At 68.8% G+C, this 15,816-nt stretch carries 14 protein-coding genes; 7 read left to right on the top strand and 7 right to left on the bottom strand.

Annotated features, from left to right (window positions below; all coding sequences use genetic code 11):
- Positions 1–28 precede the first annotated feature (28 nt).
- Complete coding sequence (locus ACIA8G_RS31060) at positions 29–733, top strand: hypothetical protein (protein ID WP_396422228.1); 705 nt, start codon at positions 29–31, stop codon at positions 731–733.
- Between the two features lie 96 nt (positions 734–829).
- Positions 830–1,672, top strand: coding sequence for a hypothetical protein (locus tag ACIA8G_RS31055; RefSeq protein ID WP_396422227.1), 843 nt, complete (start codon positions 830–832; stop codon positions 1,670–1,672).
- 53 nt (positions 1,673–1,725) lie between these two features.
- Here ACIA8G_RS31055 and pdxS read toward each other — a convergent pair whose 3' ends face one another.
- Positions 1,726–2,619 carry a pyridoxal 5'-phosphate synthase lyase subunit PdxS gene (pdxS, locus tag ACIA8G_RS31050; protein WP_396422226.1) on the bottom strand — a complete coding sequence of 298 codons (894 nt, stop codon included), beginning with the start codon at positions 2,617–2,619 and terminating at the stop codon, positions 1,726–1,728.
- 247 nt (positions 2,620–2,866) lie between these two features.
- On the opposite strand from pdxS, the gene ACIA8G_RS31045 reads away from it, so the two are divergent.
- Positions 2,867–4,921, top strand: a complete 2,055-nt coding sequence (locus ACIA8G_RS31045; protein WP_396422225.1) for an elongation factor G-like protein EF-G2 — start codon at positions 2,867–2,869, stop codon at positions 4,919–4,921.
- Positions 4,922–4,981: 60 nt separating this feature from the next.
- Here ACIA8G_RS31045 and asnB read toward each other — a convergent pair whose 3' ends face one another.
- The 4 genes from asnB to ACIA8G_RS31025 all read right to left on the bottom strand — a co-directional run bounded on the left by asnB (position 4,982) and on the right by ACIA8G_RS31025 (position 10,888).
- A complete protein-coding gene (gene asnB / locus ACIA8G_RS31040) occupies positions 4,982–6,901 on the bottom strand; it encodes an asparagine synthase (glutamine-hydrolyzing) (protein WP_396422224.1) in 1,920 nt (639 codons plus the stop codon).
- Positions 6,902–6,908: 7 nt separating this feature from the next.
- Positions 6,909–7,775: a phytanoyl-CoA dioxygenase family protein gene (locus ACIA8G_RS31035; protein ID WP_396422223.1), complete on the bottom strand. Its 867-nt coding sequence runs from the start codon at positions 7,773–7,775 to the stop codon at positions 6,909–6,911.
- 351 nt (positions 7,776–8,126) lie between these two features.
- Positions 8,127–9,608, bottom strand: a complete 1,482-nt coding sequence (locus ACIA8G_RS31030) for a CoA-acylating methylmalonate-semialdehyde dehydrogenase (protein WP_396422222.1) — start codon at positions 9,606–9,608, stop codon at positions 8,127–8,129.
- Entirely contained in the window at positions 9,605–10,888 is a 1,284-nt protein-coding gene (locus ACIA8G_RS31025) for an aspartate aminotransferase family protein (RefSeq protein WP_396422221.1), read from the bottom strand. Before ACIA8G_RS31025 ends, ACIA8G_RS31030 begins: the two co-directional genes overlap by 4 nt.
- A 105-nt stretch (positions 10,889–10,993) precedes the next feature.
- On the opposite strand from ACIA8G_RS31025, the gene ACIA8G_RS31020 reads away from it, so the two are divergent.
- The gene (locus ACIA8G_RS31020; RefSeq protein ID WP_396422220.1) at positions 10,994–12,586 is read left to right on the top strand and encodes a PucR family transcriptional regulator; all 1,593 of its coding nucleotides are present in this window, start codon (positions 10,994–10,996) and stop codon (positions 12,584–12,586) included.
- A 33-nt stretch (positions 12,587–12,619) separates the two neighbouring features.
- On the opposite strand, the gene ACIA8G_RS31015 is transcribed toward ACIA8G_RS31020, so the two are convergent.
- Positions 12,620–13,060, bottom strand: a complete 441-nt coding sequence (locus ACIA8G_RS31015) for a hypothetical protein (protein ID WP_396422219.1) — start codon at positions 13,058–13,060, stop codon at positions 12,620–12,622.
- Between the two features lie 128 nt (positions 13,061–13,188).
- Between ACIA8G_RS31015 and ACIA8G_RS31010 the strand changes: the two genes are divergently transcribed.
- The 3 genes from ACIA8G_RS31010 to ACIA8G_RS31000 are packed head-to-tail and all read left to right on the top strand — an operon-like array spanning position 13,189 to position 15,084.
- Positions 13,189–13,896: a MerR family transcriptional regulator gene (locus ACIA8G_RS31010; RefSeq protein ID WP_396422218.1), complete on the top strand. Its 708-nt coding sequence runs from the start codon at positions 13,189–13,191 to the stop codon at positions 13,894–13,896.
- Between the two features lie 18 nt (positions 13,897–13,914).
- Entirely contained in the window at positions 13,915–14,523 is a 609-nt protein-coding gene (locus ACIA8G_RS31005) for a class I SAM-dependent methyltransferase (protein WP_396422217.1), read from the top strand.
- A 51-nt stretch (positions 14,524–14,574) separates the two neighbouring features.
- Entirely contained in the window at positions 14,575–15,084 is a 510-nt protein-coding gene (locus tag ACIA8G_RS31000; RefSeq protein ID WP_396422216.1) for a hypothetical protein, read from the top strand.
- An 18-nt stretch (positions 15,085–15,102) separates the two neighbouring features.
- On the opposite strand, the gene ACIA8G_RS30995 is transcribed toward ACIA8G_RS31000, so the two are convergent.
- On the bottom strand, positions 15,103–15,804 hold the full coding sequence (locus tag ACIA8G_RS30995) for a hypothetical protein (protein ID WP_396422215.1): 702 nt from the start codon (positions 15,802–15,804) through the stop codon (positions 15,103–15,105).
- Positions 15,805–15,816: the final 12 nt, after the last annotated feature.

The raw sequence follows: 15,816 nt of genomic DNA, 5'->3' as shown, positions 1-15,816 counted from the left end.
GCGTCCGCTGCCGAAACGGGGGCCTCTTTTGACCACTCCGCCCATCCCGCCCGACACTCCGCCCGCCGAGCCGGTCGGCAGCGGCGAGCCCGCGAACCCGTGGGCAGTGCCCGCGACACCGGCTCCCGCCGCGTTTCCCGCCAGCCCGGCCCCGCCGCCACCACAGCGGACGTCGCGGGTCGGACTCACGATCGGGATCAGCCTCGGCGTGCTGCTGCTCGGGATGCTGTCCTTCATCCTCTACCGGTTCTCGGGGGACGGCGGCCTCGCCGGCGTCACCACGACGAGCCCCGCCCCGACCACCACGTCCGCGGTGCCGTCCGCGCAGGTGGGCGACTGCGTGAAGCTGGCGGGCATCTCGATCAGCGTCGAGTACGAGAAGGTGTCCTGCGAGGGAAACCTGCACAACTACACCGTGAGCAAGGTGCTCGGCTCGCAGAGCGAGAGGTGCGGTGAAGACCGCGAGGCGTACACGAAGTACCGCGCCAGCTCGGGCCGCAAGAGCGTGAACCTGTGCCTGATCCCGGTGTTCGTCGAGGGCCAGTGCTACGACTTCTCGCTGTCCGGCTTGAGCGCCGAGATCAAGACGGTGGCCTGCGGCTCGTTCCAGGCCGTGCAGGCGAAGGTGCTCGCGGACACCGTGGACAAGGCGGCGTGCGGACCGTCGCCCGCACTGGCGATCGCGTACCCGGAGATCAAGACGACCTACTGCTTCACCCACACGTACAAGTGAGGCACTGACCAGGCTTAGGATGAGCCCGAGTCTGGGGGGACTGCTCGCGTCGGCCAGACGATCACATCCGCGTCCGAGCCGTTCAGGGAGCACCCGATGACCACTCCGCCCACTCCTCCTCCGCCTGGGCCAGGCGAGCCGTACGACCCGTGGGCACCGCCCGCAGGCCCGGCCGCCGGTCCCGTCGGAGGTCCCCCGCGTCCCGGCAACGACCTGTACGGGCCGCCTGGGCCGGGAGACCCGTTCTCCGCCTACCCGACCGGCCCCGCACCGCACCACCAGCAGCAGCCGGGCTGGGAGCCGTACGGCGTGCCCCAGCCGATGCTGCCGGTGGCGCCGCACCGGTCGTCCCGCGCGGGCGTGCTGATCGTCGCGGGGCTGGCCGTGCTGATGCTCGTGCTCGGCGGCGCCGTCGTCTGGTACGTCGGCAAGGGCGATCTCAAGCTCGGCAGCGGTGTCGCCACGTCATCCTTTCCCAGCGCCGCACCGACGACCACCACCACGACGACGAAGCCGAAGCCGTTCGCGGAGATCGGCGACTGCGTGAACATGACGGGCGGCTCGTTCAGCCCGTCCTACGAGAAGGTCCCCTGCACCGAGAACCGGCACAACTACACGGTCAGCAAGGTGCCGGCGACGGGGACCGAGAAGTGCGCCGAGGTCGAGGACGGGTACATCAAGTACACCAAGGGCGCCAGCACGACGGTGTGCCTGATCCCCGTGTTCGTCGACGGTGAGTGCTACGACTTCACGCTGGCCTCGTTGCAGGCCGAGTTCCCGAAGAAGGCGTGCGGCGGCTACATGGTCGTGAAGGCGAAGGTGCTCGCGAACACCGTGGACAAGGCGGCGTGCGGGCAGGACGAGCGGCTGGCACTCGCGCTGGCGTACCCGGAGATCAAGACGACGTACTGCCTGACGCACACGTTCCAGATCGGCTGACACACAAGAAATCCCCCTGCCGCGAACGGCAGGGGGATTTTCGTTGGTAGGACCTACCAGCCGCGCTCGGCCAGGCGGTGCGGCTCCGGGATGTCGTCCACGTTGATGCCGACCATGGCCTCGCCCAGACCGCGCGAGACCTTGGCGATGACGTCCGGGTCGTCGTAGAAGGTGGTGGCCTTCACGATGGCCTCGGCGCGCTGGGCCGGGTTGCCGGACTTGAAGATGCCGGAACCGACGAACACGCCCTCGGCGCCGAGCTGCATCATCATCGCCGCGTCGGCCGGGGTCGCGATGCCGCCGGCGGTGAACAGCACGACGGGGAGCTTGCCGTTCTGCGCGACCTCCTTGACCAGCTCGTACGGCGCCTGGAGCTCCTTGGCGGCGACGTAGAGCTCGTCCTCGGGGAGGTTCTGCAGGCGGCGGATCTCCTGGCGGATCTTGCGCATGTGCGTGGTGGCGTTGGAGACGTCACCGGTGCCGGCCTCGCCCTTGGAGCGGATCATCGCCGCGCCCTCGGTGAGCCGGCGCAGCGCCTCACCCAGGTTCGTCGCGCCACAGACGAAGGGGACGGTGAACGCCCACTTGTCGATGTGGTTGGCGTAGTCGGCCGGGGTCAGCACCTCGGACTCGTCGATGTAGTCGACACCCAGCGAGGCGAGGACCTGGGCCTCGACGAAGTGGCCGATGCGGGCCTTGGCCATCACGGGGATCGAGACGGCGTCGATGATTCCCTGGATCAGGTCCGGGTCGCTCATGCGGGCGACGCCGCCCTGCGCGCGGATGTCGGCGGGCACGCGCTCGAGGGCCATGACGGCCACGGCGCCGGCGTCCTCCGCGATCTTCGCCTGGGTGGCGTCGACCACGTCCATGATCACGCCACCCTTGAGCATCTCGGCCATGCCGCGCTTCACGCGGGCGGTACCCGTGACCTGATCAGTGCTCACCGGGGCAACCTTTCACGAGGGGAAGTCTTGGTGAACTCATCCTACGTCTGACGTGGCCCCCTCACCCAAGCCACTGGAGCGCGGAATCAGAAGGCCACTTCACGATCAACCGCAGGTCGTGACACGTGTCACCCGCCCAGAAGTGAAACGGGCTCAGGAGCGCGGAGGCGTCCAGTCGGGTCCTCGCACTTGTACCGCGAGGTGAACGGGTGTGAGATCGAACACTAACGACTTGACGGAGGTAGCCATGGGAAGCAAGCACTCCGACAACGGGACACCGGCAGGCGCGGTCGCTGTGGACGATCCGGCCAAGGTCCGCAACGTCGTGCTCGTCGGTCCGTCCGGCGCTGGCAAGACGACGCTCACCGAAGCCCTGCTCGCCGCCACGGGCGTGCTGACCCGTGCGGGATCGGTCACCGAAGGCACGACCGTCTGCGACCACGACCCGGCCGCGGTACGGCAACAACGATCGGTCGGCCTCGCCGTGGCCCCGATCCAGCACGGGGACATCAAGATCAATCTGATCGACACCCCCGGATACGTCGACTTCGTGGGTGAACTCAGGGCAGGACTACGGGCCGCGGACGCGGCCCTTTTTGTTGTCAACGCTTTCGAGGGTGTCGACTCCGCGACCGTCACGCTCTGGGCCGAGTGCGCGTCCGTCGGCATGCCGCGTGCCGTCGTCGTCACCCGCACCGACCACCACCGCGCCAACGTCATGAACGAGGTCCTCGCCTGCCAGGCGGCGTTCGGCGCGGGCGTCGTGCCGCTGTACATGCAGGAGGGCGACGAGCTGGTCGGGCTGCTCACGTCAGGCGACAACTATCCGGACGAGCGCGCCGCGCTGATCGAGGGAATCATCGCCGAGAGCGAGGACGAGACCCTCATGGACCGCTACCTGTCCGGCGAGGACATCGACCAGGACACCCTCATCACCGACCTGGAGACCGCTGTCGCCCGCGGTTCCTTCCACCCGGTGATGCCCGTGTGCGCCGCCACCGGCATGGGCCTGACCGAGCTGCTGGACGGCATCGCCCGCGCGTTCCCCTCGCCGCTGGAGCACACCGTCCCCGACGTCACCTCCGTCGACGGCATCCCGCAGCCCCGCATGGCCGCCGACCCGGACGGGCCACTCGTCGCCGAGGTGGTCCGCACCGCCGTGGACTCCTACGTCGGCCGCGTGTCGCTGGTCCGCGTCTTCTCCGGCACGCTGCGCCCCGAACGCCCCGTGCACGTCTCCGGCCACGGCATGGCCGACCGCGGTCACGAGGACCACGACGCCGACGAGCGCGTGGCCCACATCTACTCCCCGCTGGGCGCGTCACTGCGCGAGGTCCCCTACTGCGTCGCCGGCGACCTGTGCGCGTTGACGAAGCTGACGACAGCCGAGACCGGCGACACCGTGTCCGCCCCGGAGAAGCCGCTGCTGATGGCGCCGTGGGACATGCCGGAACCGCTGCTGCCGGTGGCGGTCGTGCCGCGCACCCGCAGCGACGAGGACAACCTGGCGCGCAACCTGAACCGGCTCGTCGCCAGCGACCCGACGCTGCGACTGGACCGCAACGCCGAGACGCACCAGATGGTGCTGTGGTGCATGGGCGAGGCGCACGCCGACGTCGTGCTGGCGAGGCTGCGCGCGGGAGGCGCGGAGATCGACACCGAACCGGTGCGGGTGGCGTTCCGGGAAACCTTTGCCTCCCAGGCGAAGGGCCACGGCCGGCACGTGAAGCAATCTGGAGGTCACGGCCAGTACGCCGTGTGCGACATCGTCGTCGAGCCACTCCCGCGCGGCTCGGGTTTCGAGTTCGTCGACAAGGTCGTCGGCGGCTCGGTCCCGCACCAGTTCATCCCGTCCGTCGAGAAGGGCGTGCGGGCACAGCTGGAACGGGGCCTGCACGACGGCACGCCCGTGGTCGACGTCCGCGTGACTCTCGTTGACGGCAAAGCACATTCGGTCGACTCGTCGGACGCGGCGTTCCAGACCGCCGGCGCCCTGGCGTTGAAGGAGGCTGCCGCCGCCGGGCGCACGACGTTGCTGGAGCCGATGGACGAGGTCGCGATCCGGTTGCCCGACGAACACCTCGGGACCGTGCTCGGCGACCTGTCCGGCCGGCGCGGCCGGGTGCTCGGGACCGAGGCGGACGAAGGTGGCCGCACGGTGATCCGGGCCGAGGTGCCGTCCAGCGAGCTGCTCCGGTACGCGATCGAGCTGCGGTCGCTTACCTCGGGCACCGGGACGTTCACCCGCCACTTCGCCCGCTACGACCCGTTGCCGGAGGCGTTGGCCGCGCGTTCGAAGTAAGACGAGAGCGCAGCAAAGAGGCGGGCTGCGGCCCGCCTCTTTGCTGCACACCGCCGGCGTTCACGACCTCGCGGGCTTGCTGGCCAGCTGTGACCTGGCGCGGGCGGGACGCGGGTCGATACTGCCGCTCACGAAGATCTCGTACCAGAGGCAGAACACCAGTACGGTCCAGATCTTCCTGCTGTGGTCGGCTTTCCCGCCCTTGTGCTCGATCAGCAGCCGGCGGGCGTAGCCGATGTCGAGCAGGTGCCCCGCCCGTGAGCTGTCGAGGATGGCCATCGCCCACTCGTACATCTCGGCGCGCAACCAGACCCGGATCGGCGTGGGGAACCCGAGCTTGACCCGGTTGACGATCTCCGGCGGCACCACGCCCTCCAGCGCGCGCCGCAACGCGTACTTGGTCTCGACCGACCGCGGCGGCAACTTGAGCTCGGTCGGGATCGTCGACGCCACCTCGAACACCGCGTAGTCCAGGAACGGCACGCGGACCTCCAGCGAGTTGGCCATCGACATCCGGTCCGCTTTGACCAGGATGTCGCCACGCAACCAGGTGTACAGGTCGACGTACTGCATCTTCTCCACCTCACCGAGGTGGCTCGCCTCGGCGTAGAACGGCGCGGTGACGTCGGTGTAGCTCACGGTGGAGTCGTACTGCTTGAACAGCAACGACTTCTCCTGCTCGGTGTACATCCGGGCGTTGCCGTAGTACCGCTCCTCGATCGGGGTCGTGCCTCGTTCGAGGAAGCTCTTGCCCCGCACACCTTCCGGAATCGCCTTGGCCACCGTCCGCAGGCCACGCTGCACCGAGCTGGGCAGACTCGCCACCCCCTTGAGCGACAACGGTTCCCGGTAGATGGTGTAGCCGGCGAAGAACTCGTCCGATCCCTCACCGGACAGCGCGACCGTCACGTGCTCGCTCGCCTTGCGTGCCACGAAGTACAGCGGCACGAGCGCGGGATCGGCGACCGGCTCGTCGAGGTACCAGATGATCCTCGGCAACGCCTCCATCATCATCTCGGCGGTCACCGGCACGGGATGCGTCTTCACCTCCAGGTACCGCGCGGACTCCTGCGCCACCGAAAGTTCCGAGTACCCGTCCACCTCGAGCGCCGCGGTGAACGTCAGGATGTCCGGGTTGACCTCCCTGGCCAGCGCGACCACCGCGGTCGAGTCGATCCCGCTGGACAGGAACGCGCCGACCGGCACGTCGGAGCGCATGTGCAGGCGGACGCTCTCCCGCAACGCGTCCCGGATCCGCCGGTACAACCGCTCCGGATCGTCCTGTGGTGCCGGCCGGAACTCGGCCCGCCAGTAGCGTCGGATGGCCAGGCCCCTGCCGGGCCGGTAGGTGAAGCACTCTCCCGACCCGAGCTGACCGATCTGCAGGTGCAGGGTCGCCGGTTCCGGCACGTACTGCAGCGTGAGGTAGTGCGACAGGCTGACGTGGTCGAGCGTCGGGTCACCCCAGGTGCAGAACGGCAGCAACGCCTTCTTCTCGCTGGCGAGAAAGACGCCGCGGCTGGTCGCCAGATGGAACAACGGTTTGATCCCGAATGGGTCGCGCGCACCGAAAGCGACCCGTTTCTGCCGGTCCCAAATAACAAAGGCGAACATGCCGCGCAGCCGCCGGACCGCGGCCTCGCCCCAGTGGTGGTAGGCCGCGACGATCACCTCGGTGTCGCCGTTGGTGGCGAACTCCAACCCTTCGGCAAGCAGTTCCGCACGCAGCTCGACGTAGTTGTAGATCTCTCCGTTGAACACGATCGCATATCGTCCGCCCAGGTATTCGAGCGGCTGATCGCTGTGCTCGACATCAATGATCGACAATCGTTTGAAGCCCATGACGACATCGTCACCGATCACGGTGTGCCCGGTGGCGTCCGGACCGCGGTGATGCAGGCGTTCCAAGGCATCGGATATCTCGGGACCGATCGCGACTGCGTTACCGGTCGCGCTGATGTGAGTGAGCAGTCCGCACATGGCCGCTTCAGGGAATCAGGGCGGGAATGCTCGAGTCGAGCAGGCCGCGGGTGGACAGTTCACCGTACAACGGAGTGCTTTCCGGGTGATGTCCCCACGCGTGGTCTCCGCTGCCGTCGCCGACGGTTCCGAGCAACTGCTTCTGCACCGGGCTGATGGTGGGCCACCACGGCTGCTGTGGCAGGTCGGCGACCTCGTCACGAATGGTCACCCAGCGGTAGGTGTACCCGAAGAACGCGACCTTGCGCGTGACGTCCGAGTAGTTGTCCGATCTGGCATGCCAGATCCGGCGATCGAAGAACAGCACGTCACCGGGGTTGACGGTGACCTCGATGGCACCAGGCGGCAGCGGCCACTCGGCATCGCGGCGCGGGGGACCGGTCAGCCAGTTGGTCTTGTGACTGCCTGGCACGATCATCAGGTTGCCGCGCCCCGGCTGCGAGACGTCCGACAACCAGTACGCGAGTTTCACCGAGAGCCGGGGGCGCGGGTCCGTCTCGATCTCCCGGTTCTGCCGCCCGCCGTCCTGGTGCCAATGCCACCAGAACGGCCGCTGCCCGGTGATCCTGGGATGCACGTCGATGTGCGAGTGGTAGACGTGCGCGTTCCAGCCGAGCATCGACCAGACATGGCCGAAGACGGCGGGATGGTCCAGCAGGCCGACGAGGTCCGGGCAGTTGCGGACCGCACTGAGCAGATGCATGGCCTGGCCCGGTGTATGCCGCTCGTAAACGCGGTCGAGTGCGGAGCGGTAGAACTCGACCTCCTCTCCGGAAAGCGCCCCACGAATGATCAGGTAGCCGTCCTCGTCGAACCGGTCCCGCTCCGCCGCGGTCATCGGCCGCCAGGCAAGGTTCATCACAGGTGCATTCACAACAGCGATCCTTTGCGTTCGATTGTCCCGAGCACTGATTTCCTGGCCGACGCGACCGGAAACACAGGAGCGTGCAGGTGGATCTCCTCGGACGAGGAGTAGAGAACGCGATCGCCGTCCTGAACAAGCAATCTTGTTGCGGTCGGGAAATATCGTGCAAAAACCTTGCACTTCCGTACGCCTGGAGCAACCTCGTGGCAGGTGGAGGCGTTTCACAGGCCCGTTGACCACGACAGTGATGAAGAATTTATGAAGCCCGAAACCGTTTATGAACGGTAACTCATGAAGGGCGCCTTCGTCCACGTCGGGTCGAAGTGGAAGAAAGCGCCCTTCACGGCGAGAACTGACGCGCTAGGTGTTCTGGGGGAAGCCCAGGTTCACGCCGCCGTGCGAAGGATCGAGCCAGCGCGAGGTGATCACCTTCGAGCGGGTGAAGAAGTGCACGCCGTGCGGCCCGTACGCGTGCGCGTCGCCGAACAGCGACTCCTTCCAGCCACCGAACGAGTAGTAGGCGACCGGCACCGGGATCGGCACGTTCACGCCGACCATGCCGACCTCGATCTCGTTCTGGAACCGGCGCGCGGCACCGCCGTCGTTGGTGAAGATCGCGGTGCCGTTGCCGTACCGGTTGGTGTTGACCATCTCGACGGCTTCTTCGTAGGTGTCACAACGCACCACCGACAGCACCGGGCCGAAGATCTCGTCGGTGTAGATCGTCATGTCCGTGCCGACGTGGTCGAACAGCGTCGGGCCGAGCCAGAACCCGCTCGCGTCGCCGTCGATCGGGTGGTCGCGGCCGTCCACGGCCAGCACGGCGCCGGCCTGCACGCCGGCGTCCACATAGGACGTGACCTTGTCCCGGTGCGCGCCGGTGACCAGCGGGCCCATCTCGCACGACGGCCCGGCACCGACCTGGACGTCGGCGATGCGCGACTTGATCTTGTCGACCAGCTCGTCGCCGACCTGGCCGACGGCCACGACCACCGAGATGGCCATGCACCGCTCCCCCGCCGACCCGAACCCGGCGGACACCGCGGCGTCCGCGGCCAGGTCGAGGTCGGCGTCGGGCAGCACGACCATGTGGTTCTTGGCGCCGCCCAAGGCCTGCACGCGCTTGCCGTGCGAGGTGCCGGTCTCGTAGACGTACCGCGCGATCGGCGTGGAGCCGACGAACGAGATCGCCTTCACCGTCGGGTGGTCGAGCAGCCGGTCGACGGCCACCTTGTCGCCGTGCACGACGTTCAGCACGCCGTCGGGCAGGCCCGCCTCGGCGAACAGCTCCGCGATGAAGAGCGACGCCGACGGGTCCTTCTCCGACGGCTTGAGCACGACCGCGTTGCCGCAGGCGATCGCCGTCGGCACGAACCACAGCGGCACCATCGCCGGGAAGTTGAACGGCGAGATCACGCCGACCACGCCCACCGGCTGCTGGATCGAGTAGACGTCGACCTTCGTCGAGGCGTTCTCGCTGAAGCCGCCCTTGAGCAGCTGGGGAATCCCGCAGGCGTACTCGACCGACTCCAGTGCCCGCTGGATCTCGCCGCCCGCGTCGGACAGCACCTTGCCGTGCTCGGCCGTCACGATCGCGGCCAGCTCGCCTTTCCGGGAGTTCAGCAGCTCGCGGAACTTGAACATCACCGTCGAGCGCTGCGCCAGCGACGCGTTCCTCCACGACGCAAACGCTTTCGCGGCGGCGTCGACGGCAGCGTCCACTTCGGACACCGAGGCGAACGCGACCTGGTTCGCGACCTTGCCGGTGGTCGGGTCGTAGACGTCGCCGGACCGTTCAGGCGCGGCTTCCCAGTTCTTGCCGTTGATCCAGTGCTTGATCACGCCTTCTCCACCGCCTGCGCCAGGATGCCGAGTGCTTCTTCGAGCTCGTCCTCGGTCAGCGTCATCGGCGGGGCGAGCCGGATGACGTTGCCGTAGAGGCCGCCCTTGCCCACGAGGAGCCCGCGCGCCTTGGTCTCGTTGAGCACCGTGGTGGCGGCGCCGGGGTTCGGTTCGCCCTCGGGACCGATGAGCTCGACGCCGACCATCAGGCCCTTGCCGCGCACGTCGCCGATCACCGGGTGCTTGTCAGCCAGTTCACGAAGGCCGCCGAGCAGCCGCGAACCGAGCTTGGCCGCGTTGGCCTGCAGATCGTGGTCGAGCAGGTAGTTGATCGTGGCGAGCGCGCCGGCCGTGGAGACCGGGTTGCCGCCGAAGGTGGAGATCGAGTTCGCGTTGATCACGTCCATCAGGTCGCCGCGCGCGACCACGCCGCCGATCGCGAGACCGTTGCCCAGGCCCTTGGCGAACGTCATCGCGTCCGGCACGAGGTCGTGCGCCTGGATGCCCCAGAAGTGCTCGCCGGTGCGGCCCCAGCCGGTCTGCACCTCGTCGGAGATGAACAGGATCCCGTACTCGTCCAGGACGTCCTTGAAGGCGCGGAACAGGCCGTCGGGCGGCGAGGTGAAGCCGCCGACGCCCTGGATCGGCTCGGCGATCATGCACGCCACGTCGCCGGACGTGGTGGTCTCGATGATCTCGCGCAGGTCGTCGACGCAGGCCTGGATGTACGCCTTGTCGTCGAGCGCCTTGAACGGGCTGCGGTAGCGGTAGCCGCCGTGCACCCAGCTGACCTTGATCGGCGAGAGCGCCGACGCCGACCAGCCGCGGTTGCCCGTGATGGCGATCGTGGCGAACGCACGGCCGTGGTAGCTGTTGCGCAGGGCCAATACCTGCTCGCTGCGGCGCGCCGTGGTGGAGAGCATCAGCGCGGTCTCGTTGGCCTCGGTGCCGGAGTTCGTGAAGAAGACCTTGGCGTCCGGGATGCCGCTCAGCTCAGCGACCTTCTCCGCGAGCTCGATCTGGTTCTTGATCAAATACAGCGTCGAGCTGTGCAACACGCCCTTGTCGACCTGGCCGCGGATCGCGTCGCTGATCTCCGCGACGTCGTAGCCGATGGCGTTGGTCAGGATGCCCGCGAAGAAGTCGAGGTAGGTCGTGCCCTCGGAGTCGGTCACCCGGCGTCCGCCGGCGCTCGCGATCTCGATGGGCTCGTCGTAGTAGAGGGCCAGCCACTTGGGCATCACCGCGCGGTGCCGTGCCAGCAGCTCCTTGTGGGCCATCACGTCCTCCAGAGGGTTCTCCTGCCTCGGAGTCTGCTGGGGAGCAGAGGCCGCCGCCATGCACAACCTGTACCTGGATCGGCTGGTTGGCATTACGTTGTGTCCATGTACCCGACCGTCGCCGAAGTCGTCGCTCTGCCGGTGATCCAGCAGGGAAAGCCGCGTTTGGTCGCCGGGTCGTCCGGGCTGTCGCGCCGCGTGCGCTGGGTGCATGTGGCGGAGATCGCAGACATCGCGCCGCTGCTGCGGGGCGGCGAGCTGGTGCTCACGACCGGCGTGATGCTGCCCGAGTCAGGGCTCGCGCGGTACGTCGAGGAGCTGGCCGCCGTGGGCTGCGCCGGGCTGGTCGTCGAGCTGGGGCGGCGGTGGCGCGACGACGTGCCGGCCGCGCTGGTCACCGAGGCGGAACGGCACGGGTTACCGCTGGTCACGCTCGCCGAAGAGACGAAGTACGTGGCGGTCACAGAGGCCGTCGTGGGGCTGATCGTGGACGCCCAGCTCGCCGAGCTGCGGGCCGCGGAGCAGGTGCACGAGACGTTCACCGCGCTGACGGTCGCCGGGGCCGAGCCGTCCGAGGTGCTGCGCGAGGTGGCGCGGACGTCCGGGCTGGCGGTGGTGCTGGAGACGCTGGGCCACGACGTGCTGGCCTACGACGCGGCCGGGCACGATCCCGTCTCCCTGTTGGACGACTGGGCGGCGCGCTCGCGGGCGGTCACGGTGACCGAGCGGACCGCCTACCACCCGTCGTCCGGCTGGTTGATCACGATCGTCGGGGCACGCGGCGCGGACTGGGGCCGGCTCGTGCTGGTGTCACCGGAGCCGCCGCCGCACCGTCACGTGGTGGTCGCGGAACGGGCGGCGTCCGCGCTGGCCGTGCACCGGCTGGTGGCGCGTGATCGGGAGTCGCTCGAACGGCAGACGCACCGGACGTTGCTTGCGCAGCTGCTCGGTCAGTCGCCGCAGGCACCCGACCTCGGCGCGCGCGCCGCCGCGTTGGGCGTGCCGCTGGAACGGCGGCAGTTGATCGGCGTGGCGGTCCGGCCGGTGTCCGTGCTGCACGGGCAAACGCTTGCCACGCAAGAGGTCCTGCGTGACCTCGCGGAGGCCACGGCGCTGGCCGGACGGCGGGTGACGGTCGCGGCGCTCGTCGGCGTCGTCGACGACACCTCGGTCCGCGCACTGCTGTCCGTGCCGATGACCGTGGGCGTGGAAGGGGTGCTGCGCAAGGTCGCCCGCGAGATCCACCGGACCGCGGCGTCGACCGTGGTGATCGCCGTCGGGACGACCGTCACGTCCACAACCGACGTCCGGCGTTCGCTGGGAGAGGCCGCGCACGTGGCCGGTGCGGCGTTGCGGGCACCGGGATCGCAGCTCTACCACCGGCTGGACGACGTGCGGTTGCGCGGCCTGCTGCACCTGCTGCGGGAGGACGAGCGGGTGCGGGCGTTCGCGGACCGCGAGCTGGGGCCGTTGCGCCACCGCGACTCCGCGCAGGGTTCCCGGCTGGTCGAGCTGCTGCGGTGCCTGTGCGAGAACGGCGGCAACAAGTCGGCGGCCGCCACCGCCGCGCACCTCTCGCGCACCGCCTACTACCAGCAGCTGGCGCGGATCGAGCAGGTGCTGGGCGTCTCGCTGGAGGACCCGGAGTCCGTGCTCTCGCTGTACGTCGCCCTCCTGGTGCACGAAATGGGCCCGTGACTGGTGCCACGGGCCCATTTCCGAGTGCTGACCTCAGCCGTTGATCGTCGGCAGGGTGCCGGAGATGACACCCGCGGCCGGCGCCGGCACGGGCAGGTCGGCGACCTGCGGCGCCTTGAGGCCACCGAGGTGCGTGCCACCGGCCAGCTGGTCCGGGTTCGGCAGCGACGGCAGCGTGCCGAGCTCCGGCAGCGGGGCGGGCGCGGTGCGCTCCTGCGCGGCCGGTACCGCGGGCGCAGCCGGGGCCTCGACGTCACCGGCGAGGGGCGCCTTGACGGCGGGGAGCTGCAGCGCCTTGCCCGCCTCGAGCGGGTTCGCGTGCTGCGTGGCGTCGGTGATCAGCTTGTCCGCGCCGACGTCGGGCAGGCCGCCGTTGAGCTGGGGGGCCTCCACCGCGCTGGCCGAACCCGCGAGCAGCGGGGCGGCACCGGCGGCGAGCAGGGCGGCGGCACGGAACAGTCCGGAACGAGACACAGTTTTCCTCAATCTGGTTTGGGGACCGATCTTCGTATTCATCGGCGCATTTGGTTCGCACATTTATCCGCTCGATCGTGTGATGAGGGACTTGAACCTCACGCCACGGGAGGTCCTACGGTCGTCGTGTGACCCGTTGGAGCATCGGTGACCTGGCCAAAGCGAGCGGACTGACAGTCAGGACGCTCTACCACTACGACGAGATCGGACTTGTCGTCGCGTCCGAACGCACGACAGCCGGTCACCGTCGGTACACCAAAGAGGACGTTCGCCACCTCTATCAGGTGAGGTCGCTCCGTCAGCTCGGCCTCTCACTCGAAGAAATCCGGGCGGCGTTGTCCTCATCGGACTCGCTGCGGCCGCTCTTCGAGGCCCAGCTGGCCGCACTGACGGTGCACGGCCAGCAGGTCGAGGCGCTGCGAGCGCGGATCGCCGGACTGCTCGACGGGCACACCAGTGAGTCCCTTCTGTCCACTTTGGAGTTGATGTCCGTGTACGAGAGCTACTTCACCGCCGACCAACTCGGCGACCTGCGGTCCCGTGCCGCCACGATGGGCCCCGAGGCAGTCGAGGCGTTGAAGGCGTCCTGGCTGGAGCTGGTCAAGCAACTGCGTCAGCACATGGCCGACGGCACGCCTGCCGCCGACCCACGCGTCGTGGAGCTGTCACGGCAGTGGGACGCGCTCGGGGCCAAGTTCACCGGCGACGACCCGGCGATCAAGGCTGCGGCGCAACGGTCGTGGGAGGAGAACAAGACGTCGATCAGCACGCAGATCGGATGGCCCGCCGACGACGGTTTGGTCGATTACGTAAGTCAGGCGCGCGCCGCTCAGTGAGATGAAAAGGTGGGTGTCATGTCCGCTGACGACGACACCCGCCGACTGCAAGCCGCGAATCCGACCAGTTGGTTCGAAGATCTCTACGTGGAGGCCGACGCCGGCACGGCCTCCGTCCCCTGGGATCAGCCTCATCCGCAACCACACCTCGTCGAGTGGGCCAAGGGCGTGGACGGCACGGGCCGTCGCGCGCTGGTCGTGGGCTGCGGGTATGGCCGCGACTCTGAGTTCCTGGCCTCGCTGGGTTTCGACGTGGTCGCCTTCGACATCTCCCCCACCGCCATCGCGGCCGTCAAGGCCCGCTATCCGGAGTCTGCGGTCTCGTACGTCGTCGCTGACCTGCTCGCCCCGCCCGCCGAGTGGCACCACGCGTTCGACCTGGTCGTGGAGAACATGACCGTGCAGGCGCTGCCCGTCGACCTGCACGCCCAAGCGATCGAACGCGTCGCCTGGCTGACCGGATCGACGTTGCTGGTGCTGGCCGTGGCGCGCGAGGAGGGTCCGGTTCCCGACGGTCCGCCGTGGCCGCTGACGCCGAGCGAGATCCTGGCGTTCGAAACGGACGGGTTGCAGCCGCGCGAGGTGCGCCGCGACGAGGTCCGCTGGACAGCCGAGTTCGTTCGGTAACTGGCCTTGAACTGGCCACTTATGGCGTAACCATCCCGCTTAGCGTGAATCATGCTCGTTCGTCGGCTTGCCGCCCGTTTGCTCGACTGGCTGTTGATGCTGGTCGTGGTGTGGCCGCTGGTCCACGAACCCGTGCTGGTGGTGCTCTGCGCGGTGGTCTACGACGCGTTGCTGCTGCGCTGGAACACCCTCGGCAAGGCCCTCACGGGGCTGCGGGTCGTGGGCCCAGCCTCCGGCCTGAGCCTCAGACGGGGGCTGGCGCGCACCCTGATCACGACCGCGCTGCCGGGGGCGGGCGCGGTCCTGGTGCTGGCCGGGATGGGCTGGCGGGAGCCGGCGCTGATGGCGGGGCTGGGGTGGCAGCAGCCGTGGGTGGTCATCGGGGAGCACCTGGCGGTGTCTTCGGCGGGGTGGGTTGCGTCCTCGTTGCTGGTTGGAGGACTGGTGCTGCTGGTGCTTTCCGCGGTGGAGTCGTTGGATCTGCGGGGCACTCGGACTTGGCATGACCGGCGGGCGGGTACGGCCGTTGTGCGGGTGAAGGTGGCGGAGTCGCGGCGGTGAAGGCGGACGGGCGGCTGTTCAGAGCCGATCCCCGATGAACCGCAACGCCTCCGGCAGCACCCGTCGCCAGTAGCCGCCGTCGTGCGCGCCGTGCTCGAACGACCCCTCGGCCTCGAGGCGGCTCGCCATCTCCTGGGCCGCGTCGTGAAACGGATCCTCCTGCCCACACCAGATGCCGACAGGTGACCGGATGCTCTCGGTGTGCCGCAGAGGCTCGTGCGCCTCCCAGCTCTGCCGGGACGCAAAGCCGCTGATCCGCTCGGCGTCCTCCCAGCTCGGGAACAGCGCGGGGCTGATCGCCGCGACAGCCTTCACCGAGCGTCGGGAGGCGATGTCCAGGACGCCGAACCCGCCCATCGAGACCCCCAGCGCCGCCTCGAACGGCACCGGCGGCACGAGGTTCACCCAGTAGTCGTCATCGCCGTTGATCACCGCGCACCGGAACCGCGTGCCGTTGAGGAACCGCGGCAACCCCAGCTCCTGCCACCACTGAACACTCCCGCCACGGCCGTGCAGGACGAGCACCGCGGGGCCGCTCTCCCCCATCCAGGCACCCCACTCGGTCGGCGTCACCACAACGGGCGGCACATCAGGCACGACGCCGTCCGGGCCGGTCCAGCCGAGCAGGCGGCGACCGCGCGGAGTCAGCGCGCCATACGTCCCCACCGCCCCGACCAGGGCCGCGCCACCCAGCAAGGCCGTTCGCCGAGAGATCCCCACACCACTCAGTGA

Origin of the sequence: Lentzea sp. NPDC051213 (genome assembly GCF_044455585.1) — a bacterium.
Classification (GTDB): Bacteria; Actinomycetota; Actinomycetes; order Mycobacteriales; family Pseudonocardiaceae; genus Lentzea.
Note: the sequence above shows the minus strand (reverse complement) of the source record. Positions and strands in the feature narration are given on the sequence as shown.

Coding starts and splice junctions, on each gene's coding strand:
- ACIA8G_RS31020 (WP_396422220.1), top strand. CDS start 10,994: ATGTACCCGACCGTCGCCGAAGTCGTCGCTCTGCCGGTGATCCAGCAG.
- ACIA8G_RS31000 (WP_396422216.1), top strand. CDS start 14,575: ATGCTCGTTCGTCGGCTTGCCGCCCGTTTGCTCGACTGGCTGTTGATG.
- ACIA8G_RS31005 (WP_396422217.1), top strand. CDS start 13,915: ATGTCCGCTGACGACGACACCCGCCGACTGCAAGCCGCGAATCCGACC.
- ACIA8G_RS31045 (WP_396422225.1), top strand. CDS start 2,867: ATGGGAAGCAAGCACTCCGACAACGGGACACCGGCAGGCGCGGTCGCT.
- asnB (WP_396422224.1), bottom strand. CDS start 6,901: ATGTGCGGACTGCTCACTCACATCAGCGCGACCGGTAACGCAGTCGCG.
- ACIA8G_RS31025 (WP_396422221.1), bottom strand. CDS start 10,888: ATGGCCCACAAGGAGCTGCTGGCACGGCACCGCGCGGTGATGCCCAAG.
- ACIA8G_RS31055 (WP_396422227.1), top strand. CDS start 830: ATGACCACTCCGCCCACTCCTCCTCCGCCTGGGCCAGGCGAGCCGTAC.